We start from the raw sequence: 21,799 nt of genomic DNA on the forward strand, positions 1-21,799 counted from the left end.
TTGGTCGGAGCGGGCTATTGCAACAGCTAGCGACGTGCCATCATCGAGCGATGCCCCCACCATTAGACGCTATCAGGCACCCTCTTCAAGAACGCACGATGATCGATTCCGCTCAAGCCATTCAATCGGAGGGACTGACCCAGGACGAACAGGCCCTGGTCGATTCCGCTGAGCTGGAACAGCGGAGCGAGCGCACGCGGATCCTTTATCAAGGGTCACGCACTTCCCTGTTGCTGCTGATACTCGCCAGCCTGTTGTTTGTCGGACTGCTCTGGGACGAAGCGCCGTTGCTCGAGTTGTCGCTCTGGTCCGGTTGGACGGTATTGCTGGCGCTACTACGCCTGCATCAGGCGAGGCTGTTCGCCAAGGCGGACGCGGTGGACCAACAGCGCCCGTATTGGCGCCATGCGTTTCTTGTCGGTAGCGTCACCACCGCGATCACGCTGTGCTATGCCATCTTGGAATTGGTGCCCGGCGAATCGCTCGTTCAGCAGACTATTCTCTACGGCGTGGCCGGCTCGGTCATCGTCGCGTGCGGCGTAACCAGCGGCGTTTCGCTCGGTGCTTTTTTCTGCTTCGCCTTACCCAGTCTTCTCCCGGCCGCGTTCATGCTATTGAGCAGCGAGCAGGCGCAGCAGCAGGCATGGGGCGTGCTCGCCGTCATCGTTTTGCTGATGCTCAGCATGGTCGCCTGGCAGACCAACCGTTTACTGGCCGCGAGCCTGCAGCAGCGCGCTCAGAATCAGCAATTGATCGCGCGCCTCCAGCGCATGCGCGGCGAGGCGACCGAGCTGAACGGTGAGCTGGCGCGCGAGATCGAGCAGCGCCGGCAGGCAGAAGCCCAGTTGCAAGAAGCGCTTGAGGGGCTCGAACAACGCGTCGCCGAACGCACCGCCGAGCTCGGCGAGAGTGAAGCGCAGCTGAACCTCGCGCTGGAGGCCAGCGAATTGGGGCTGTGGGATTGGGACCTCGAGCATGACGAGCTCCATCATTCACGATTGGAAGTGGTATTTGGTATCGGTCGTACGGCCCGGCTGCGGTTGGCCGACCCGCAACGACCGAAAATTCACCCAGACGACCTGGCGCATGTCCGCCAAACCATCATCACGCATCTCAAAGGGGAAACCGATCGCTACTCGGTTCAGTATCGTGCGCTGATGGCGGACGGTCGTTGCCTGTGGATGGAGGATCGCGGGCGGGTCATCGAGCGGGCCGACAACGGCCGGGCGTTGCGGATGATCGGCACACGTCGGGATGTCAGTGAAGCGCATCGGCAGGCGGAGCAACAACGTCTGGCCGCCACCGTGTTTGAGGCCGCGGGGGAAGGCATGGCGATCCTGGACGCCAATTTCCGCCTGTTGGCGGTCAATGATGCGTGCTGCGCCCTCTCCGGTTATGCGCGCGACGAGCTCGTCGGCCACAGCGTCGCACGCTTGGCCAGTTCCGAGGACAGCCGTCAGCAGTTCCCGTCGATACGCGAATGCCTGGCGCGCGAAGGGCGCTGGCAGGGCGAGTTGATCGAAACCCGCAAAAACGGCGAGGTCTACCCACAGTGGGCACAGCTGCGGGCCGTGCTAGACGGTCAGGGCAACCTCACGAACGTAGTGGTGTTCGTTTCCGACCTCAGCGTACGGCGGCAGGTGGAAGAGCGCCTGCGCTACCTCACGCACTTCGACGAGCTCACCGGGCTGGCCAATCGCAGCCTGTTGAAAGCCCGCCTGCACAGTGCCTGCGAGCGTACCCGCAACAGCACGCGCGGATTGGCCGTGCTGTACATCGACCTTGACCGTTTCAAGGTGCTGAACCAGAGCCTTGGCCATGAGGCGGCCGACCAGCTCCTACGCGAAGCTGGCCGGCGGATGTCGCATACGTTCTCCGATGCCGACACCATCTCGCGGCTGTCGGGCGATGAATTCGTGGTGGTGCTGGAAGGCTACGGTAGCCTGTCTACACTGGCGAATATCGGTAGCCGTCTGCTGTCGCGCATGAGCAAGCCGATGCTGATTGACGGCCAAGAGCTGGTGGTCAGTGCCTCCATCGGTGTCAGCCTGATGCCGGATAATGCGCGCGAAGCCACCGCCCTGCTGCTGCAGGCGAACATGGCCATGCAGCACGCCAAACACCTGGGCGGCAATACGCTGCAGTTCTTCACGGAACGTCTGCAGGCGTCCAGTCTGGAAAATCTGAAGCTCGAAAACCAGCTACGGCGCGCCATTGACGAGCGGCAGCTGGAAGTCTTTTACCAGCCACGACTGAATGTGGCAGAAGACCGGCTGGACGCGGCCGAGGCGCTGGTGCGCTGGCGGCATCCGCAGCAGGGCCTGATTGCTCCAGGCGACTTCATTCCACTGGCCGAAGAGACCGGGCTGATTATCCCGTTGGGTGAATTCGTTTTGCGTGAAGCGTGCCGGCAAGCCCGCCAGTGGCAGCTGGACGGGCGGGCGGAGATCCGCGTCTCGGTCAATCTGTCGGTGAAGCAGCTGCGTCAGGGCAACTTCGTCAGCCTGGTGCGTCACGTGCTGGACGAGACCGGGCTGCCAGCCGACAAGCTCGAGCTTGAGCTGACCGAGAGCCAACTGCTCGACGACATCGACAACGCAGTCAGCATCAGCCATCAGCTGCGCGCACTCGGGGTGCGGCTGGCCATCGACGATTTCGGCACCGGGTACTCGTCACTCAGCTATTTGAAACGGTTCCCGGTGGATTTCGTCAAGATCGACCGCTCGTTCATCTCGGAACTGGAGCAGGTCGGGGGTGATGCCGCCATCGTCCGCGCGATCATCGCCATGGTCCACAGTCTGGAGCTGAAGGTGGTGGCCGAGGGCGTCGAGACCCAGGCCCAGATGGACTTCCTCAAAGCCCACGGCTGCGACGAGATTCAGGGCTATTTGATCAGCCGACCGGTACCGGCTGATGAGTTCGTGAAGCTACTGGTTTAGCGCGCCGAAGACGAGCCGCCGGGTGGCGCCCCACAGTCTCGTAGGGTGGGCTTCAGTCTTGTAGGGTGGGCTTCAGCCCACCAGCAATGGCACGCGTAGCAGCAAGCGGTGGGCTGAAGCGGAGCGCCGCCTGCGCTTTCCTGGCCATGCGCCTGCCTCTTAGCCTCTCGTAGTGCTTCCGTTCAGCTCGCGCATCACCAATGCGTAACGCAGATCCACCGTTTCCGGGACCGGCATGTAGAGCACGTGGCCATCGCCAGGCGCCACCTCGGTGCGTTCGCCGCGCTTGGTCTCCAGCGCTTCCAGGCGGAAATTCAGATTGCCCTGCGGCGTCATCAATTCCAGCCGGTCACCGACCCCGAAGCGGTTTTTGACGATGACTTCGGCCAGCCCGTTGCGTCGCTCGCCGGTCAGCTCGCCGACGAATTGCTGCCGATCTGACAACGAGAAGCCGCGCTCGTAGTTCTGGTATTCATCGTGCACGTGGCGGCGCAGGAAGCCTTCGGTGTAGCCGCGGTGGGCGAGCGACTCCAGCGTGTCCATCAGCGATTTATCGAAGGGACGACCGGCGACGGCATCGTCAATGGCCTTGCGGTAGACCTGGGCGGTGCGCGCCACGTAGTAGTGAGATTTGGTCCGACCTTCGATTTTCAGCGAGTGAACGCCCATCTGCACCAGCCGCTCGACATGCTGCACGGCGCGCAGGTCCTTGGAATTCATGATGTAGGTGCCGTGCTCATCCTCGAAGGCCTCCATCAGCTCGCCAGGGCGACTGCCGTCTTCGAGCAGAAACATATGATCAGTCGGTGCGCCGGCGCCCAGGGTGGGCTCGATCTGCTGCACCGGGATCGGCTGGTACTGCTGCACGATGTTGCCAAGTTCGTCTTCCTTGCCCTCGTGAGCCTTGTATTCCCAGCGGCAGGCATTGGTGCAGGAGCCCTGGTTAGGGTCGCGCTTGTTGATGTAGCCCGAGAGCAGGCAGCGGCCGGAATAGGCCATGCACAGCGCACCGTGGACGAACACTTCGAGTTCCATGCCTGGCACTTTCTCGCGGATCTCGCCGATCTCTTCCAGCGACAGCTCACGGGAAAGGATCGCCCGTGTCAGGCCCTGCTGTCGCCAGAACTCGACGCTGGCCCAGTTCACTGCGTTGGCCTGCACCGACAGGTGAACGGTCATCGCGGGGAAGTGCTGGCGGACCAGCATGATCAGGCCCGGGTCGGACATGATCAGCGCATCGGGACCCATTGCCACGACTGGCTCCAAATCCTTGATGAACGTCCGCAGTTTCGCGTTGTGCGGAGCGATATTGACCACCACGTAGAACTGCTTGCCCTGGGCGTGGGCTTCGTCGATGCCGAGCTTCAGATTGGCATGATCAAACTCGTTGTTGCGCACCCGCAGGCTGTAGCGAGGCTGGCCCGCGTAGACGGCGTCGGCGCCATAGGCGAAGGCGTAACGCATGGATTTCAGGGTGCCGGCAGGTGACAGCAGTTCGGGGCGAAGGAGGGTCATGACGGGGGTGGCTCGGTCTATCAGAAGTGCGCGAATTCTACTGAGTCGACGGCTGCTTTTCCCCGTGTCAGATCAAGACGGCAGCGAACTCCTGGAGCCTCCTCCAGTCACTCATAGGGTGAGCTTGAGTCGAGCGTATCGAGTTCCGATGCAAGCCAACCCGTTATCAGCCGGAGGCCCATCGTGAGCGAATACCCCGTCGATACCCGAGGCAGCCTGACCGCAACGATCTTTCTCGGGATCGGTTTGATGGCCGCCATCGACGAGATCGTCTTCCATCAGATACTGGCGTGGCACCACTTCTTTGACCGGTCCACACAGCCCATCGCGCTGCTCTCGGACGGCCTGTTGCATGCCGCCGAGTTGCTGATGCTGGCCGCCGGCTTTTACCTGTTCGTGCAGCTGAGCGGACGCCGCGCGGTGTCGCGCTTGCATGCCTGGGCTGGACTGTTCCTCGGCGCGGGCGGCTTTCAGCTGTTCGACGGGATCGTCGATCACAAGATCCTCAGGCTGCACCAGGTGCGCTACGTCGATAATCTCCTCGTCTATGACCTGGCGTGGAATGCCTTCGGCGCGCTGTTGCTGACAATAGGGTTCGTCGTCTGGCGCAAAGCCAGGTCGTCGCACGCCTCGTCGTACGGAGGCCGATAGTCAGTGGCGCACGATACCCATCTACTCACTCTGGTCGGGACCTCTCTGTTCGTCTTGCTGACGCTGGCGCTCTGGTTTGCTTATGTCCTGGGCGTGCGCGCACAACGGCGGCGCCGCAAGCCATGGCAATGCTGGCGGATAGTCAGTTTCAGCCTGGGTTGCGGGCTGTTGGTAGTGGCGTTTTCGCCGTTCATGGTCGAGTGGGGGCATGCAGACTTGCGCGGGCATATGGCGCAACACCTGCTGCTCGGCATGTTCGCGCCCATCGCGCTGATGCTCGGTGCGCCAGGCACGTTGCTGTTGCGCAGTGTGCCGGTGGTGACTGCCCGACGTATCACCGAGTTCGCAGATCGCGTGCCGGTGCGCTGCCTCAGCCATCCGGTCACCGCGCTGCTGTTGAATGTCGGTGCGATGTACGTTCTCTACCTCACCCCGCTATATCAGCTGAGTTTCAGCGAACCTCTTCTGCATATCTGGCTGCATCTGCATTTCGTCCTGGCGGGCTATCTGTTCAGTTGGTCGATTGCCGGACCGGACCCTGCGCCGCATCGACCCGGCATGCGAATGCGGCTGGCCGTGCTGTTCGTGGCAATCGCCGCTCACACCGTGCTTGGCAAGCTTATGTATGCCTACGGCTTCCCGCGCGATGCCGGCCATGACTTGGCGGAAATCGAAGCCGCTGCGCAACTCATGTATTACGGCGGCGATTTCGCTGAGCTGTTGCTGGCGGTGGTGTTTTTTGCTGCTTGGTATCGGCGGCGGAAACTGCCCGAGACGGTTAGCGAAAGCGGACAGCACACCGCCGGCCATGGCTAGAGCCAGGGCCGGCGGTAGGGGAGGAGCCGTAAAGCTGGAACTCAGGCTGCGGCGATCACGTCGCCATGGTTCTCCGGCTCGATCAGCGCACGATGCAGCGCCGCCACGGCAGCGTCGTAGTCGTCTTCGTTGACCACGCACTGCATTTCAACCTGGCGGATCGACTGGTGCACAGCCTGGATGCTAATGCCTGCGCCGGCCAGTGCCGCCACGGTCTTGGCAAGAATGCCCTTGACCTTGAGGTCCGAGCCGATCGCCGAGACGATGGAGACGTTGTGCACCGTGACCTCAGCGGCTGGGTACTTTTCTTCGATCAGCCGGGCGGCCCGGTTGATCAGCTTGCGTGAGCCCGAAGCCGCGTAGTAGGTGATGCTATTGGCGTCGGAGTCCTTGTTCACCACGTACAGGCGCAGTTGCTTGAGCAGCTTGCTGATCTCGATGTCGTAGCCGACATCGCCGAGCATGTCCTGATCGAATACCTCGATGCCGAAGACGTCCTTGCGCCCCGCAATGATCTCGACGCAGGGCCGTTCGCTCTTGTAGTCCTGGCTGATGAGCGTGCCGGCGTGCTCGGGCTCGAAGGCATTTTTGATGCGCAGTTCGATGCCGGCGCGGCGCAGCGTTTTGGCCGCACGCGGATGAATCGCTTCCATGCCCAGATTGGATAGCTGGTCCGCGACGTCATAGTTGGTGCGGCCAATGGTGACCACCTTGTCCGCGCCTACCAGGTTCGGGTCGGCACTGGAAAGATGGAATTCCTTGTGAATGATCGCCTCGCGTGCACCGGTCGCTGCCGCAATCTGGGCGAAGGTGATCTCGCTGTAGCCGCGATCGAAGGTGTTCATCAGCCCTTCGCTGCAATGGGTGTAACCCGTCGCCACCACCAGCTCGCGGGAGAGGTCCACCTCTTCGAAGCTGTGGCGGACCATTTCCTCGAAAGGCAGCGGTGCGTCACGGTGCCAACCGGTCAGGTCGACCATCTTCGCGTTGACACCGCGGTGCTTGAGCGCCAGCACTGAGTTGAACGCGCTGTGCGCTTCGCCAAGGGACGCGAGCATTTCACGAACTTTCATCAAATGTTCGTCAAGCTGAAAATGGCCATAGGCGCAGAGGCGCTGCAGGCTGCTCATGCACTCGCGGGCATCGTCGATCCGCGAGTTGACGAACTGGTTGGCGGCGCGTTGCTCGAACGCGCTGGCGAACAGCTCGGCATTCTTGCCCAACATGCGCTCACGCACCGTTTCCAGCGCTTCGAGCCAGGCGCCTTCGCTGCGCGCATCGGCAAACCGCTGGTAGACACCAGGCTCGCCGGTTTTCTTGTGTTCCAGCAGCAGATTGGTCATGCCGCTGTAAGCCGATACGACAAACACGCGCTGATAGAGCGCGTCGCCCTGGCGCTGACCAATGAAGATGTTGTTCAGTACTTCGTCAAAGCGGCTCATGGATGTGCCGCCGATTTTTTCTACGGTATGCATCGATTCAACGTCCCGTCTTGGGGTGAATTTTCATCCCTGGGCCACCTTTCGGCAGGCCAACAAAGATCAGGCCCGGTATGTGTGCGGGCCTGATTAACCTAATTTCAGAGATATCGTTGTGGCTGGATCTGTAGCGGGGTGAAATCTTCGCGCTCGGCGACGAAGGCCGGACGAGGCGAGAGGCCACAGAACGGAGCCTGCGCGGCGTTATCCACGTGGTTATAGACGTAGAACAGGTTGCTGCGCGCGCTAGGCGTAATGTTGCTGTTGGAGCCGTGCATGGTGTTGCAGTCGAAAAACACCACGCTGCCGGCTGGCCCGGTCGCCGTGTCGATTCCGTAACGGTCGGCCAGCTCCGTGAGGCTGCCATGATCCGGCACGCCGAGTTCCTGCTTGCGCAGGGATTTCTCGTAGTGGTTCTCCGGTGTCTCGCCCACGCAGCGGACGTAATGCCGGTGCGACCCGGGGATCAACATCAGCGGACCGTTGTGTGGCTCGTTGTCGGTGAGCAGGATCGAGCAGCTCAGGGTGCGCATGCGCGGAAGACCGTCTTCGACGTGCCAGGTCTCGAAGTCCGAGTGCCAGTAAAACTCCTTGCCAGTGAAGCCGGGCTTGAAGTTCATTCGTGACTGATGGACATAGATGTCACCGCCGAGGATGAAACTGGCGATGGCAGCAGTGCGGGCGTCGCGGGCGACGCGTGCGAACAGCGCGTTATCGCTGTGAATATCGAACACCGAGCGAATCGCGCCGCTGTCGGGTTCCTTGATGGTTTTGCCGGATTCAGCGACGGCTGGATCCTGGCGCATGCGGTCGAGTTCTTCGCGGAATACCGCGACCTCCTCGGCGCTGAACAGATTGGGGATGACCAGATAACCGTCACGCTCGAAGCGTTCGATCAGGTCCGGTGCGATCGGGGCATTGGCCAGATCGCTGCGGTAGACAACCGGATCCAGACGCTCCTGCCAGCTGGGTTCGTCGTGCTGGCGCGAAGGGTACAGGTCGGCTTGCACGGGGTTCACGTTAGGTTCTCCTTGAATCATGGTCATAGGGCGGGTGCGAGCCGCCCTACGGTCTTGCGAGACGGGCGAGCCCGTCTCGCCGTGTCGCCTCAGATGACGGTTTCTGCCTCCAGCGGGTAGACACCGCTTTCGTCATGCACTTCTTTGCCATTGAGCGGCGGGTTGAAGACGCAGGCCATCTTCATGTCCTCGGTGCCGCCGCGCAGCAAGTGCTCGTCATGCTTGTCGAGGATGTACAGCGTGCCGGCCTCGATCTTGTAGATCTTGCCGTCGGCGATGGTCTCGATTTCACCGTTGCCGCTCATGCAGTACACCGACTCCAGATGGTTCTGGTAGTGGATGTGCGTCTCGGTGTTGGCGTAGATGGTGGTGATGTGAAACGAGAAACCCATCTTGTCGTCCTTGAGCAGCATCCGCGTGCTGTCCCAAGTGTCGGTCTTGATTTTGCGGTTGGACTGCTCACATTCAGCGAGGGTACGTACGATCATGTGTTCAATTCCTCAGGAAGCGGCCTTGTTGGTGTCCTGCTCGGACATCACGGCGGCGAAGGCTTTATCCAAAATGCTCATGGCCTTGTCGATCTGCTCTTCGCTGATGATCAGCGGGCAAAGGCACTTGACCACTTCGCTGTGCGCGCCACTGGTTTCGATGACCAGGCCGTTTTCGAAGGCGTGACGGCAGATCGCAGCGGCGGTGTCGCCGTCTGGGCAGCTGATGCCAATCATCATGCCGCGGCCTTTGACGAACAGCGAATCGGGGCCGTAGCGGCGCACGATCTTGTGCATGCCGTCGGCGATGCGTTTGCCTTTGGCCTGCACGCTCTTGGCGAACTCGTCATTGCTCCAGAAATGCTCGATGGCAGCGGCGGCGGTGACGAACGCATGGTTGTTGCCGCGGAAGGTGCCGTTGTGTTCGCCCGGCTTCCACTGGTCCAGCTCCTTGCGCAGCAGCACCATGGCGAACGGCAGGCCGTAGCCCGAGAGTGACTTGGACAGGGTGATCATGTCCGGCTTGATGCCCATTTCTTCGAAGCTGAAGAAGCTGCCGGTACGGCCGCAACCGGCCTGAATGTCGTCGACGATCAGCAGCATGTCGTGCTTGCGGCAGAGCTTTTCCAGCTTGCGAATCCAGTCGGCGGAGGCCGCGTTCAGGCCGCCTTCGCCCTGCACAACCTCGACGATGACTGCCGCGGGCTTGTCGATGCCACTGGACGGATCGGTGAGCAGCTTGTCCATCATGCCGATGGTGTTCACCTTGTCGCCAAAGTAGTTGGCGTAGGGCATGCGGCTCACATCCGTCAGCGGCACGCCAGCTGCGCCACGGTGGTGCTTGTTACCGGTCGCCGCCAAGGCGCCGATGCTGCAGCCGTGGAAGCCGTTGGTGAAGCTGATGATGTTGTTGCGACCTGTCACCTTGCGCGCCAGTTTCAGCGCGGCTTCGACCGCGTTGGTGCCGGTCGGGCCGGTGAACTGCATGACGTAATCCATGTTGCGCGGCTTGAGGATCAACCGGTCGAACGTCGACAGGAATCGCTCTTTGGCGTCTGAGTACATGTCCAGGCCATGGGTAATGCCGTCTTCGCTGATGTAGTCGAGCAGTGCCTGCTTCAGTACCGGGTGATTGTGCCCGTAGTTGAGCGTGCCGGCACCGGCGAGGAAATCGATGTAGTGCTTGCCTTCGCGGGTAATCAGTTCAGCGCCGCGGGCTTGCTTGAAGACAACCGGAAAAGATCGGCAGTAGCTGCGAACACCGGATTCGTGCTTTTCGAACGTTTGCATGGGGTTTCCTTCAATTCTTTGTCGAGAGTCGGTGGCGTCGAACGGACCCGCTCGGTACAGCTCTTCGTCTTCGTGTTGGCCAGCGAAATGCTTGGCGCGGGAGAACAGCGTGCGAGTGCTGTAGTCGGTCTCCAGCTGAGCGAAGGCTTTCTTGAACAATGCCTGGGAGGCGCCGTTGTCTGGCGAGATTGTCGTTTCGAGGTGGCGGACGCCCTGTTCTCTGGCGACCCGAGTGACCAGGGCCATCAGCATGCGCAGAGCCAGACCCTGGCCGCGCATCGAGGCGTCTACCGCGACTTGCCAGACGAACAACGTGTCGGGGCGAGCGGGCGGACGGTAACCGGAAATGAAACCTACCAACTGGCCATTTGCATCTTCGGCCGCGATGGAGGTGTCAGCGAAATCCGAGCACTGCAGAAGGTTGCAATACACCGAATTGATATCCAGAGGCTGGCAACGGGCTACCAGGTCGTGGAGGGCAGAACCGTCGCCGTCGGTTGGGCGACGGAGCGTTACGGTAGGAATACTCAAAACAAGTCCTTTGGGGTTGTTGATTGAAATCCTTTATTAGAATAAACACATCGAAAATTTAATCTCAACCCGCGATGTCCCGCTTCCGCATGGATTGTTCGCCGATATCGCAGAAGTTCGCCGAATATCGGGAGATTTGAACTTTTCCTTGAGCGCGCGAAATTACGCCGAGTTGCGTATCAGTCTGGCGCGCTGATGTTTTCTACATTCAGGCGAATATCTAGCGGCTAGCACCGGGGCGCCTCGCCTGCCATTGCGAGTGCGGCGCTCGCCGCGGCCAGGGTGTGCCGAACCCAGTAAAGACGGGCTTTCTGGCGAGGTTCCGCGTGGTGCCGGACGCAGTGAGTGTGCGGCCGGAAATGGCGTGGATTAAGCAGCGGAAGTTGGGTTTGAATTGAAGCCAATTATGGTCGCGTAACTACCGGGCCCAAGCGGACATATAGGAACCGGAACGCCGGCATATGCGCCGGCGAGATTGACGACTTCGTCCCATTCAATGAAATTTTTGTGGCGAGTCGATATTGGGTGGCCGCGGAAAGTTATCCCGCTAGTTGTCGAGTTGCTGCTGAGTTAGTTGTGGCAAAGAGCGGCGAGCCGCTCTGTTTCGCAGGCTGAGGCGCCTTCAGGGCGCGACGGGCTCGCGCCTCATCGCCACCAGCGACGGCCTTGATGTTCGATCAGCTGGCGGGCCTGTTCCGGGCCATCGGTGCCGGCCGGATAGGGCCGCGGTTTACGGTAATGGCTGTGCCAACCACGCAGAATCGGATCGACCCAGTTCCAAGCGGCCTCGACCTCGTCGCGGCGCATGAACAGCGTCGAGTCGCCTTCGATGACGTCCAGCAGCAAGCGCTCGTAAGCTTCCCAGCGACGGGTGCTGCTGAAGGCGTGCGCGAGGTTCAGATCGAGTTCAACGGGCTCGAGCTGCATACCCTTGCCTGGCGCCTTGGCCATCAGCTGCAGACTGATGCTTTCCTCCGGCTGCAGGCTGATCACGAGGCGGTTCACTTCGCCCTTGGTGAAGAGCATGTGCGGCACTTGCTTGAACGTGATGATGATCTCAGAGCGTTTGCGCGCCATGCGTTTGCCGGTGCGCAGGTAGAAGGGCACGCCGGCCCAGCGCCAGTTGTCGATCTCAGCCTTTACCGCGACGAAGGTTTCGGTGTCGCTGTCGTTGTCGACGTCGTGTTCGAAGTAATAGGCCTGCACGTCCTGGCCGCCGATGTGGCCGGCGACATATTGTCCGCGTACGGTCTTGTCCTGGACGTCATTGCCAGTGATGGGCTTGAGCGCTTCGAGAATTTTGACCTTCTCGCCGCGTATGGATTTGGCATCGAACCGCACCGGCGCTTCCATCGCGACCAGGCAGAGCAGCTGCAGCAGGTGGTTCTGCAGCATGTCGCGCATGGCGCCGGCGTGATCGTAGTAGCTGCCGCGGTTCTCGACGCCGAGGGTTTCGGCCACCGTGATCTGAACGTGATCGATGTGGCCGCTGCGCCAGATAGGCTCGAAGAGCGCATTAGCGAAGCGCAGCGCCATGAGGTTCTGCACGGTTTCTTTGCCCAGATAATGGTCGATCCGGTAGATCCGCGACTCGGGAAACACGGCGCCAATGGCTTCGTTGATCTCGAGCGCCGAGTCCAGCGAATGACCGATGGGCTTTTCCAGCACGATGCGCGCGTTCTCCCCGGCCAGGCCGGCACTTTCGAGGTTGGAGGCGATGGGTTCGAAGAGATTCGGCGCAGTCGCCAGGTAGTGCACGAGCACCCGGCCTTCGATCTGGCCGAGGTGATGGGCAAGACCGACGAACTCGCCACGTTGGGTGGCGTCCATGGCGAAGTAATCGAAGCGCTGAATGAACGTCTTCCAGACATCGGCCTCGAAATCGGCGCGCGCGATTTCGGCACGGCAGTGCCGCTCGGCCAGGGTCAGGTAGGCGTTGCGGTCGATATCCTGTCGGGCGATCGCAAAGATCCGCAGGTCATCGTGCAGCCGTTTTTCCCGGTGCAGGTGATAAAGCGCAGGGATGAGTTTGTGTAGCGCCAGGTCGCCGGTACCGCCAAATACCAGCATGTCGCAAGAAATGGACACAGCGTCACTCCTAAGGTGGGACAGACGTCGATTGACGTGCCGCTTAACCGTCAGCGCTGGCAATACTGCGTTAAAGCGGCGTCAGAATGGTCATTTACAAGCACGTAAACTCCGCTTCTTCGACCGTTTCTGCCTTGTTTTGCCTGCCTCGCTTAGGTTTTAAGCGGTACGTAGGTGGGCGATGCGGCGAGCCTTGTAGTATAACTACAAGCCCACTACAACCAGCCGGCAAGACGGCTGCGAGCGCACCCGCAGCGTTCGACCACGCTTGCCAGGTATTGATCATAGCGAGTCCGACACGTGAACCTGCTGCAACACATCGCTCAATCGAGAAGTTCGCTACGCAAGTCGGAGTTGAAGGTGGCCGACCATGTGCTCCTCGATCCGGCTGCCGTGATGCACAGTTCCATGGCCGATCTGGCCCATGTCGTCGGAGTCAGTGAGCCGACCATCGTGCGCTTCTGTCGCGCTATCGGTTGCCTGGGGTTCCAGGACCTCAAACTGAAACTGGCGCAGAGCCTTGCCGCCGGGGCCAGCTTCGGCCAGTTCGCCATCAGCGAAAACGATTCGGTCACGGACTTCGCGCTGAAGATTTTTGACACCACGCTGCATACGCTGATGGAAGTGCGCGAGCGCCTGGATTCCGATGCGCTTGAGCGTGCGGTCGCAGCCATGGCCAAGGCCGAGCGGGTGGAATTCTACGGTTTTGGTGCATCCGGCGCGGTCGCCACAGACGCCCAACACAAATTCTTCCGGTTGCTGCTCAGTGCAGCGGCGTATTCCGATCCGCACATGCAGGCCATGTCGGCGGTCACGCTCAAACCCACCGACGTTGCCATCTGCATTTCACAATCGGGACGCTCCAAGGACTTGCTGATCACGGCTAACGTGGTGCGGGAATCCGGTGCCACGCTGATCACGCTCTGCCCGAGCCAGACGCCGCTGGCGGAACTGGCCACCATCAATCTGGCCATCGACGTGCAGGAAGACACCGAGATCTACACGCCGCTAACATCGCGCATCGCCCATCTCGTCGTCATCGACGTGCTGGCGATGGGTGTGGCCATGGCGCGCGGGCCGAGCCTGGTCAACCACCTCAAGAGCGTGAAGCGCAGTCTGCGCAGCTTGCGCCTGTCGCCCAAGTCAGTGAAGCCGCACGAAGACTGAACCCGCTCGAAATGGCGCCGTGTCGAGCGTCATCGCACCGTCATCAGCCTGTCCTCATAGCGTCACCCATAGCTTCGATGCTGAGCCTCCCAGTACCTTTCTCTGGAGTTCAGCATGGCCCAGCACCGCGAAACCTACGTCAACCTCGATGCCCGTGCCCGCCGCAAACAGCAGGACGAGCGTCGCATGCATTTCCGACGCGCCATCGAAAGCTACGACGAGCAGCGCCAGTTACACGCGCAGCTGATGGAGTTTCCTGATCTGCTGATGGTCAGCCCACTGCTGGACGGCTTGCCGGCGCGCCATCAAAGCGGGCAGCCAGCGCAATGATCTGTGCGCGCTCTTCACGGATGAAGGCAAAGAACGCCTGCGCGACGGGGCTTAGCCGTTTGCCGCGCGGGTGAACGACGCACCAGCTGCGGTAAAGCGGCAGTTCTTGGACGGGCAGCTCGCGAAGCAGGCCGTGCGCTAACTCAAGGTGCACGGCGTGGCGTGGGATCAGGGCCAGGCCGAGCCCTGCCAGCACGCTTTCACGCAGCGCATCAAGCGATGCGACCTGTACTGTCTGAGCAAAGTGCGCGCGCTTTTGGCGCAGATAGTCCTCGCCTGCCTTTCGCGTGCCTGATCCGGATTCACGGATCAGCAGCGGGTAACGCGTCAGGTCCTGCAGGGTGAGCTCATCCGCTGCGCATAACGGATGATCCACCGGCGCAACCGCGACGATCGGGTTATCGAGGAAGGGCATGAACTCCAGGTCCATATCGGTTGGTACCTGCGACATGATCAGCAGATCGTCACGGCTGATCGACAGGCGCTTGACCGCCTGCGCGTGGTTCACCACCACCAGTTCCAGACTGACCTCCGGGTGCTTGCGTTTGAACGCGGCAAACAGATGCGGCGTGATGTATTTGGCGCTCGACTCGACAGCAAGGTTTAGCTGGCCTTGCAACGAGCCCTGCAGGTCGGACAGCTGCATATCCAGGCTGTCCAGGCGTCCAAAGATGTCCGTGCTGGCGCGCTGCAACGCTTCGGCTGCGGCAGTCAGGTAGAGCTTTTTGCCCAGGTACTCGAACAGTGGTTGGCCGATCAACTCCTCCAGCTGGCGAATCTGCAAACTCACGGCGGGCTGGGTGAGGGCCATTTCTTCGGCTGCTCGGCTGTAGGAGTGGCTTTCACATACCGCGCGGAAGATCTGCAGCTGGCGCAGGGTTATGCGCATCATGCTTTTTCGCATCGTTTCGCCGCCCCTCTGGTTGTTTTACGCGGGCTCAATCGGCCTCTAGAGCTGGCGGGCCGGCTGTTCCAGGATCGGTATAAGTAATTACTTATTCCCAGTCAAACAATTATTCATTTTCAGTAATCATGCGCGCGGGCGTAGGGTTTAAGGGCTTGCACCGGGTGCAGGCAATACACGGCCCCTTACGGCGCCTTCTGCTCATCGACCGAGGGAATGACAGCGTGATCAAGAAGCTGCTGATCGCCAACCGCGGTGAAATTGCCGTCCGCATCGTGCGGGCCTGCGCCGAAATGAATGTGCGTTCGGTGGCGGTGTTCGCCGAGCCCGACCGCCATGCGCTGCACGTCAAACGCGCCGACGAGGCTTACTTCATCGGGGATGACCCACTGGCTGGTTACCTGAACCCGCGCAAGCTGGTGAATCTCGCCGTGGAGACCGGCTGCGATGCGCTGCATCCTGGCTATGGATTCCTTTCTGAAAACGCCGAGCTGGCGGAGATTTGTGCCGAGCGTGGCATCCGTTTCGTTGGTCCTAGCGCCGAGGTGATTCGCCGCATGGGTGACAAGACCGAGGCGCGGCGCAGCATGATCAAGGCCGGCGTGCCGGTCACGCCGGGTACCGAAGGCAATGTGGCGGATGTCGAAGAAGCGCTGGCTGCGGCGGAAGGCATCGGCTATCCGGTGATGCTCAAGGCCACGTCCGGCGGCGGCGGTCGAGGCATCCGTCGCTGCAACTCGCGCGAAGAACTCGCCCAGGCCTATCCGCGGGTGATTTCGGAGGCCACCAAGGCCTTCGGTTCGGCTGATGTATTCCTCGAGAAATGCATCGTCGAGCCCAAGCACATCGAGGCGCAGATCCTCGCCGACTCCTTCGGCAACACCGTGCACCTGTTCGAGCGCGACTGCTCGATCCAGCGCCGTAACCAGAAGCTCATTGAGATCGCGCCCAGCCCGCAGCTCACTCCCGAGCAGCGCGCCTATATCGGCGACCTGGCGGTGCGCGCGGCCAAGGCAGTGGGTTACGAGAACGCCGGCACTGTGGAGTTTCTGCTCGCCGACGGCGAGGTGTACTTCATGGAGATGAACACTCGCGTGCAGGTGGAGCACACCATCACCGAGGAAATCACCGGCATTGACATTGTCCGTGAGCAGATCCGCATCGCCTCCGGCCTGCCGCTCTCGGTCAAGCAGGAAGATATCCAGTACCGCGGCTTCGCCCTGCAGTTCCGCATCAATGCCGAGGAGCCGCGCAACAACTTCCTGCCGTGCTTCGGCAAGATTACCCGCTACTACGCGCCAGGTGGCCCCGGCGTGCGCACCGATACAGCGATCTACACCGGTTACACCATTCCGCCGTACTACGACTCCATGTGCCTGAAGCTGATCGTCTGGGCGCTGACCTGGGAAGAAGCGCTGGCTCGCGGCTCCCGCGCGTTGGACGACATGCGCGTGCAGGGCGTGAAGACCACCGCCACTTACTATCAGCAGATTCTCGCCAATCCGGATTTTCGTAGCGGGCAGTTCAACACCAGCTTCGTCGACAACCATCCGGAACTGCTGAATTACTCGATCAAACGCAAGCCGGGCGAGCTGGCCCTGGCCATCGCTGCCGCCATCGCCGCCCACGCAGGACTGTGAGGAACGAACCATGACTGCTCAGAAGAAAATCACCGTTACCGACACCATCCTGCGTGACGCCCACCAGTCGCTGCTGGCCACCCGCATGCGCACCGAGGACATGCTGCCCATCTGCGACAAGCTCGACCGTGTCGGCTACTGGTCGCTTGAGGTCTGGGGCGGCGCCACCTTCGATGCCTGCGTGCGTTTTCTCAAGGAAGATCCGTGGGAGCGCCTGCGCCAGCTCAAAGCCGCGCTGCCCAACACTCGGCTGCAAATGCTGTTGCGAGGGCAGAACCTGCTGGGTTATCGGCACTACGCCGATGACGTGGTCGAAGCCTTCTGCGCCAAGGCGGCGGACAACGGTATCGATGTGTTCCGCATCTTCGATGCGATGAACGACGTGCGGAACCTGGAAACCGCCATTCGCGCAGTGAAGAAGACCGGCAAGCACGCGCAAGGCACTATCGCCTACACCACCAGCCCGGTGCATACCGTCGAGCTGTTCGTCGAGCAGGGCCGGGTAATGCGCGACATGGGCGTCGATTCCATCGCCATCAAGGACATGGCCGGCCTGCTCACGCCGTTCGCCACCGGTGAGCTGGTCCGTGCACTGAAGGCCGAGATCGAGCTGCCCGTGTTCATCCACTCCCACGACACGGCCGGCGTCGCCAGCATGTGTCAGTTGAAAGCCATCGAAAGCGGTGCCGACCATATCGACACCGCCATTTCCTCCATGGCCTGGGGTACCAGCCACCCTGGCACCGAGTCCATGGTCGCCGCGCTGCGCGGCACGCCCTACGACACCGGCCTCGATCTGGAGCTGCTGCAGGAGATCGGCCTGTACTTCTACGCGGTGCGCAAGAAGTACCACCAGTTCGAGAGCGAGTTCACCGGCGTCGATACCCGTGTGCAGGTTAATCAGGTACCGGGCGGGATGATTTCCAACCTGGCCAACCAGCTCAAGGAGCAGGGCGCGCTCAACCGCATGGATGAGGTGCTGGCCGAGATCCCGCGTGTACGCAAGGACTTGGGCTACCCGCCGCTGGTCACCCCGACCTCGCAAATCGTCGGCACCCAGGCGTTCTTCAACGTGCTCGCCGGCGAACGCTACAAGACCATTACCAATGAAGTGAAGCTTTACCTGCAGGGCGGCTACGGCAAGGCGCCGGGCACCATCGACGCCAAGCTGCAACGCCAGGCAATCGGCGGTGAGGAGATCATCGAGGTGCGCCCGGCCGACCTGATCAAGCCCGAGCTGGACAAGCTGCGGCGGGAGGTCGGTGCGCTGGCTAAGTCCGAAGAAGACGTGCTGACCTACGCCATGTTCCCCGACATCGGCCGCAAATTCCTCGAAGAACGTGAAGCGGGCACGCTGCAGCCGGAGGTACTGCTGCCGATTCCAGATGGCAGTGCCGTAAGTGCCGCCGGTGGCGAGGGCGTGCCGACCGAGTTCGTCATCGATGTGCACGGCGAGACCTACCGCGTCGATATCACCGGTGTCGGCGTAAAGGGCGAAGGCAAGCGGCACTTCTTCCTTTCTATCGATGGCATGCCGGAGGAAGTGGTGTTCGAGCCGTTGAATAACTTCGTCGGCGGCAGTGGCAGTGGCCAGCGCAAACAGGCCAACGGTCCGGGTGACGTGAGCACCAGCATGCCGGGCAATGTGGTCGATGTGCTGGTCAAGGAGGGCGATGTGGTCAAAGCCGGCCAGGCCGTGCTGATCAGCGAAGCGATGAAGATGGAGACCGAGATCCAGGCGCCGATTGCCGGCACAGTCAAGGCGGTTCACGTGGCCAAGGGTGACCGGGTGACTCCCGGTGATCTGCTGATCGAGATCGAGGCCTAACAGATGTCCCTTAGGGAGCCGCGAGGCTCCCCTTTTTTTTCGCGGTCTGCTGATTATCGAGCGATCCGGGAGCAACCGGCCAAGCATCGGATCGCTGATGCTGCTCCGATCAAGCAGCGCGCTTTACAGAAACAACTCAGCGCTTCAGGCGGGTTTGCTTGCGCAGCTCCATTAGATCGCCTTGGGTGCAGGTCAGCGGTTCGGCGCCGGTCAGGTCATAGCAGCGCTGACCGAAGCCCATCGGCCAGTAGATGATGCCGCCGGGTGGCCAGAAGATCGACGCGACGCGGAATCGCGCACGCAGTTTGCCTTGCTGCAGCAGTTCGCCCTGATCATTGTTGAGCTTGTAGGGAATGCCGCCAGCGGCGGTCCAGAAGAACGGACGGGTCTTAACCAGGCCCTGGGAGTATTGCTGCGGTCGCTCATAGGCGGACACCTGGCTGTGTTCCGGCAGCTTGAAATAGGTCGCGGTGGAGCAACCGCTGAGGAAGATAGCGAGTGCCAACAGGCTCGCCGCTCGTTTCAACGTCATATCGATTCGTTCCTTGTGGTGATGCCCAGGGCACAAACCGCGCCCTGTATAGCGGGCGGCACTATACCCCCGCGCATGGATGATGGCGAAACCGTGGCGCTGAACGGCGCAGTCGCAAAACCGAGGTCGAGCGGTTGCCTCAACCACCGCGGGGTCAATGTAGCGCTACTGCTCTGGACCCTCGGCCTTGCTGTGGAGGTGCGTTTGGAGGGGTCAGGCCTGCTGGTCAAAGCGCATGACGGTACTGCAGGAAGCCGGAACGCTCGGCGATGCGCTCGTAAAGTTGCATCCCGGTGTGGTTGCTCTCGTGAGTCAGCCAGTGCACTTTCGAGCTGCCGGCGGCGCGGGCCTCGGCGTAGACGTGTTCGATCAATCGACGTCCGACGCCGGTGCCGCGCAGTTCCGGACTGACGAACAGATCTTGCAGATAACAGCTGTCTTCGACGGTCCAGTTGGAGCGGTGAAAGATCCACTGCACCAGGCCGTGCGCCTTCCCATCCTGCCAAGCCAGTGCGGCGTGGGTGGGTTCGGTGGGGTCGAGGAAGCGTCGCCACGTGTTCGCGCTGATCTCAGCGGGCAGCTCGGTTTGGTAGAAGTTCAGGTAGCCCAGCCACAGCGCCAGCCAGGCGTCGTGGTCATCGGCCGTTACGGGTCGGATTTGAATAGGCGACATGCGGGTTCCGTCTGCTGTTGATTGGGACATTGGAAGGCCTGCGGCAGGGTCTGGGATTGGCTGTGATGATCATCGTTTGCCTGGCGTCTGTAGCCTAGGACGCAAATGGCCGGCGCGGCAATGCACTGGCGTGCTGCGACTTTTCCACCCATGGGACCTGTATGCAGAACCTGTTGAACGAAATCCTGGATGACGTCCGCCCATTACTCGGGCAGGGCAAGGTGGCCGATTACATTCCAGCCCTGGCGGACGTGCCGGCCAATCAGCTGGGCATCGCCGTCTACAGCGCCGACGGCGAGCTCTACCACGCCGGCGATGCGAAAACGCTGTTCTCGATCCAGAGCATTTCCAAGGTGTTCAGCCTGGTCCAAGCGATCCAGCACAGTGGTGAATCGCTCTGGGACCGGCTGGGGCATGAGCCGTCCGGTCAGCCGTTCAACTCGCTGGTGCAGCTGGAGTTTGAGCGCGGCCGGCCACGCAACCCATTTATCAACGCCGGTGCCTTGGTGATTTGCGATATCAACCAGTCGCGCTTCGCGGTGCCGGCTTTGTCGATGCGCGATTTCGTGCGACACCTGTCTGGCAACCCGCTGATTGTCTCCGATTCACGGGTTGCTGAGTCGGAGTACCAGTACCGCGCGCGTAACGCCGCGATGGCTTACCTGATGCAGGCCTTCGGCAATTTTCACAACGATGTCGAGGCGGTGCTGCGCAGCTATTTCCATCACTGTGCCCTGCGCATGAGCTGCGTCGATCTGGCTCGTGCATTTGGTTTTCTCGCCCGCGACGGCGCATGCCTGAATGGTGGCGAGCCGGTGTTAAGCCCGCGGCAGGCCAAGCAGGTCAATGCCATCATGGCCACCAGTGGACTCTACGATGAGGCCGGCAACTTCGCCTATCGCGTTGGCCTGCCGGGCAAGAGCGGGGTGGGTGGCGGCATCGTCGCGGTGGTGCCGGGGCGCTTCACGGTATGCGTCTGGTCGCCCGAGTTGAATCAGGCCGGCAATTCGCTGATCGGTATGGCGGCACTGGAGAAACTGTCTCAGCGCATCGGCTGGTCTATCTTCTGAGCGACATCGGTTCTTGATTCACCCGGCCGGGGACGGGGTTCCCGGTCATTGTCACGGTCTGTCACATCTCTGCGGTGTCCGACCTGAAGCATGCAACGTCGTAGCTAACCAACCAAGAGAGAGATCGCGTTATGAGTCTCGAAGACAAGACGACCGAAACGGCGCAGGAGGCGCTCGACAACCTGATCGCCGGTGTCATGCAGTTTCGTGAGGAGGTTTATCCGCAGCAGCGTGAGCTGTTCAATAAACTGGCCCACGAGCAGACACCACGTGCGATGTTCATCACCTGCGCGGACTCGCGCATCCTGCCTGAGCTGATCACGCAAAGTTCGCCCGGCGACCTGTTCGTCACCCGCAATGTCGGCAATATCGTGCCGCCGTACGGCATCATGAATGGCGGCGTGTCGACTGCTATCGAGTTCGCCGTGATGGCGCTCGGCGTTCACCACATCATCGTGTGCGGCCATTCCGATTGTGGGGCGATGAAGGCGGTGTTGAACCCGGCCAGCCTGGATGGCATGCCAACCGTCAAGACCTGGCTGCGGCATGCCGAGGTGGCTCGTACGGTGGTGGAAGAAAATTGCGGCTGCGCCGACCACAACACCCTGGGCATTCTCACCGAGGAAAACGTGCTGGCCCAACTCGATCACCTGCGCACCCACCCGTCAGTGGCGGCGCGGCTCGCCAGCGGTCAGCTGTTCATTCATGGCTGGGTGTACAACATCGGCACCAGCGAGATCCGCGCGTACGATGCAGCACGCGGTGAGTTCCGCCTGATTGGCGATGGTCCCCTGCCGATGGCGACACCGAAATCGCGCTACGTGTGAGGCGGACCGCCGT

General features: G+C 61.3%; 18 protein-coding genes and 1 pseudogene. 9 read left to right on the forward strand and 10 right to left on the reverse strand.

Translation table 11 applies throughout. From position 1 onward, the window contains the following. Nucleotides 1–98 precede the first annotated feature (98 nt). Entirely contained in the window at nt 99–2,939 is a 2,841-nt protein-coding gene (locus K4O48_RS01085) for an EAL domain-containing protein (RefSeq protein WP_222910367.1), read from the forward strand. Nucleotides 2,940–3,098: 159 nt separating this feature from the next. On the opposite strand, the gene yegQ is transcribed toward K4O48_RS01085, so the two are convergent. Next, nucleotides 3,099–4,454: a tRNA 5-hydroxyuridine modification protein YegQ gene (gene yegQ, locus K4O48_RS01090; RefSeq protein WP_222910368.1), complete on the reverse strand. Its 1,356-nt coding sequence runs from the start codon at nt 4,452–4,454 to the stop codon at nt 3,099–3,101. A 183-nt stretch (nt 4,455–4,637) separates the two neighbouring features. On the opposite strand from yegQ, the gene K4O48_RS01095 reads away from it, so the two are divergent. Next, on the forward strand, nt 4,638–5,105 hold the full coding sequence (locus K4O48_RS01095; RefSeq protein WP_222910369.1) for a DUF2243 domain-containing protein: 468 nt from the start codon (nt 4,638–4,640) through the stop codon (nt 5,103–5,105). A gap of 3 nt (nt 5,106–5,108) precedes the next feature. Continuing rightward, the gene (locus K4O48_RS01100) at nt 5,109–5,921 is read left to right on the forward strand and encodes a cytochrome c oxidase assembly protein (protein WP_222910370.1); all 813 of its coding nucleotides are present in this window, start codon (nt 5,109–5,111) and stop codon (nt 5,919–5,921) included. A gap of 41 nt (nt 5,922–5,962) precedes the next feature. Here K4O48_RS01100 and K4O48_RS01105 read toward each other — a convergent pair whose 3' ends face one another. The 6 genes and pseudogenes from K4O48_RS01105 to zwf form a co-directional block, all read right to left on the reverse strand. Beyond that, complete coding sequence (locus K4O48_RS01105) at nt 5,963–7,396, reverse strand: aspartate kinase (RefSeq protein ID WP_222910371.1); 1,434 nt, start codon at nt 7,394–7,396, stop codon at nt 5,963–5,965. A 104-nt stretch (nt 7,397–7,500) separates the two neighbouring features. Further along, nucleotides 7,501–8,409: an ectoine hydroxylase gene (gene thpD / locus K4O48_RS01110; RefSeq protein ID WP_260523755.1), complete on the reverse strand. Its 909-nt coding sequence runs from the start codon at nt 8,407–8,409 to the stop codon at nt 7,501–7,503. A gap of 98 nt (nt 8,410–8,507) precedes the next feature. Further along, a complete protein-coding gene (locus K4O48_RS01115; RefSeq protein WP_222910372.1) occupies nt 8,508–8,906 on the reverse strand; it encodes an ectoine synthase in 399 nt (132 codons plus the stop codon). A 12-nt stretch (nt 8,907–8,918) separates the two neighbouring features. Then, nucleotides 8,919–10,196 carry a diaminobutyrate--2-oxoglutarate transaminase gene (gene ectB / locus K4O48_RS01120; protein ID WP_222911921.1) on the reverse strand — a complete coding sequence of 426 codons (1,278 nt, stop codon included), beginning with the start codon at nt 10,194–10,196 and terminating at the stop codon, nt 8,919–8,921. Nucleotides 10,197–10,295: 99 nt separating this feature from the next. After that, nucleotides 10,296–10,727: pseudogene (gene ectA, locus K4O48_RS01125) on the reverse strand (diaminobutyrate acetyltransferase); the annotation flags it as partial. 645 nt (nt 10,728–11,372) lie between these two features. Further along, nucleotides 11,373–12,797 (reverse strand): glucose-6-phosphate dehydrogenase, encoded by a 1,425-nt coding sequence (zwf, locus tag K4O48_RS01130; RefSeq protein ID WP_409518956.1) that lies wholly within the window; start codon nt 12,795–12,797, stop codon nt 11,373–11,375. A gap of 318 nt (nt 12,798–13,115) precedes the next feature. Between zwf and hexR the strand changes: the two genes are divergently transcribed. Both hexR and K4O48_RS01140 read left to right on the forward strand, forming a co-directional pair. After that, nucleotides 13,116–13,982, forward strand: a complete 867-nt coding sequence (gene hexR / locus K4O48_RS01135) for a transcriptional regulator HexR (protein WP_222910374.1) — start codon at nt 13,116–13,118, stop codon at nt 13,980–13,982. 114 nt (nt 13,983–14,096) lie between these two features. Then, the gene (locus K4O48_RS01140; protein ID WP_222910375.1) at nt 14,097–14,312 is read left to right on the forward strand and encodes a PA3496 family putative envelope integrity protein; all 216 of its coding nucleotides are present in this window, start codon (nt 14,097–14,099) and stop codon (nt 14,310–14,312) included. Here the strand turns inward: K4O48_RS01140 and K4O48_RS01145 are convergent. Then, a complete protein-coding gene (locus K4O48_RS01145; RefSeq protein WP_312846492.1) occupies nt 14,254–15,216 on the reverse strand; it encodes a LysR family transcriptional regulator in 963 nt (320 codons plus the stop codon). The two genes, K4O48_RS01140 and K4O48_RS01145, sit on opposite strands and share 59 nt — an antisense overlap. Before the next feature lie 224 nt (nt 15,217–15,440). Between K4O48_RS01145 and K4O48_RS01150 the strand changes: the two genes are divergently transcribed. Then, a complete protein-coding gene (locus K4O48_RS01150; RefSeq protein WP_222910376.1) occupies nt 15,441–16,856 on the forward strand; it encodes an acetyl-CoA carboxylase biotin carboxylase subunit in 1,416 nt (471 codons plus the stop codon). Between the two features lie 10 nt (nt 16,857–16,866). Next, complete coding sequence (gene oadA / locus K4O48_RS01155) at nt 16,867–18,684, forward strand: sodium-extruding oxaloacetate decarboxylase subunit alpha (protein WP_222910377.1); 1,818 nt, start codon at nt 16,867–16,869, stop codon at nt 18,682–18,684. A 136-nt stretch (nt 18,685–18,820) separates the two neighbouring features. On the opposite strand, the gene K4O48_RS01160 is transcribed toward oadA, so the two are convergent. Beyond that, nucleotides 18,821–19,216: a hypothetical protein gene (locus K4O48_RS01160; protein ID WP_222910378.1), complete on the reverse strand. Its 396-nt coding sequence runs from the start codon at nt 19,214–19,216 to the stop codon at nt 18,821–18,823. Between the two features lie 226 nt (nt 19,217–19,442). Then, a complete protein-coding gene (locus K4O48_RS01165) occupies nt 19,443–19,889 on the reverse strand; it encodes a GNAT family N-acetyltransferase (protein WP_222910379.1) in 447 nt (148 codons plus the stop codon). Between the two features lie 161 nt (nt 19,890–20,050). Here K4O48_RS01165 and glsB point away from each other — a divergent pair, with 161 nt between their 5' ends. Both glsB and K4O48_RS01175 read left to right on the forward strand, forming a co-directional pair. Next, a complete protein-coding gene (gene glsB / locus K4O48_RS01170; RefSeq protein WP_222910380.1) occupies nt 20,051–20,959 on the forward strand; it encodes a glutaminase B in 909 nt (302 codons plus the stop codon). 131 nt (nt 20,960–21,090) lie between these two features. Further along, the gene (locus K4O48_RS01175) at nt 21,091–21,786 is read left to right on the forward strand and encodes a carbonic anhydrase (protein ID WP_222910381.1); all 696 of its coding nucleotides are present in this window, start codon (nt 21,091–21,093) and stop codon (nt 21,784–21,786) included. Nucleotides 21,787–21,799: the final 13 nt, after the last annotated feature.

The organism is Pseudomonas sp. DNDY-54 (genome assembly GCF_019880365.1).
GTDB classification, from domain to species: domain Bacteria; phylum Pseudomonadota; class Gammaproteobacteria; order Pseudomonadales; family Pseudomonadaceae; genus Stutzerimonas; species Stutzerimonas stutzeri_P.

What these genes read in the sequence shown, in the direction of transcription:
- K4O48_RS01140 (WP_222910375.1), top strand. Translation starts at nt 14,097, where the DNA reads ATGGCCCAGCACCGCGAAACCTACGTCAACCTCGATGCCCGTGCCCGC.
- oadA (WP_222910377.1), top strand. Translation starts at nt 16,867, where the DNA reads ATGACTGCTCAGAAGAAAATCACCGTTACCGACACCATCCTGCGTGAC.
- K4O48_RS01175 (WP_222910381.1), top strand. Translation starts at nt 21,091, where the DNA reads ATGAGTCTCGAAGACAAGACGACCGAAACGGCGCAGGAGGCGCTCGAC.
- glsB (WP_222910380.1), top strand. Translation starts at nt 20,051, where the DNA reads ATGCAGAACCTGTTGAACGAAATCCTGGATGACGTCCGCCCATTACTC.
- K4O48_RS01165 (WP_222910379.1), bottom strand. Translation starts at nt 19,889, where the DNA reads ATGTCGCCTATTCAAATCCGACCCGTAACGGCCGATGACCACGACGCC.
- ectB (WP_222911921.1), bottom strand. Translation starts at nt 10,196, where the DNA reads ATGCAAACGTTCGAAAAGCACGAATCCGGTGTTCGCAGCTACTGCCGA.
- K4O48_RS01085 (WP_222910367.1), top strand. Translation starts at nt 99, where the DNA reads ATGATCGATTCCGCTCAAGCCATTCAATCGGAGGGACTGACCCAGGAC.
- yegQ (WP_222910368.1), bottom strand. Translation starts at nt 4,454, where the DNA reads ATGACCCTCCTTCGCCCCGAACTGCTGTCACCTGCCGGCACCCTGAAA.
- K4O48_RS01105 (WP_222910371.1), bottom strand. Translation starts at nt 7,396, where the DNA reads ATGCATACCGTAGAAAAAATCGGCGGCACATCCATGAGCCGCTTTGAC.
- zwf (WP_409518956.1), bottom strand. Translation starts at nt 12,797, where the DNA reads ATGCTGGTATTTGGCGGTACCGGCGACCTGGCGCTACACAAACTCATC.
- K4O48_RS01145 (WP_312846492.1), bottom strand. Translation starts at nt 15,216, where the DNA reads ATGCGAAAAAGCATGATGCGCATAACCCTGCGCCAGCTGCAGATCTTC.
- K4O48_RS01160 (WP_222910378.1), bottom strand. Translation starts at nt 19,216, where the DNA reads ATGACGTTGAAACGAGCGGCGAGCCTGTTGGCACTCGCTATCTTCCTC.
- K4O48_RS01115 (WP_222910372.1), bottom strand. Translation starts at nt 8,906, where the DNA reads ATGATCGTACGTACCCTCGCTGAATGTGAGCAGTCCAACCGCAAAATC.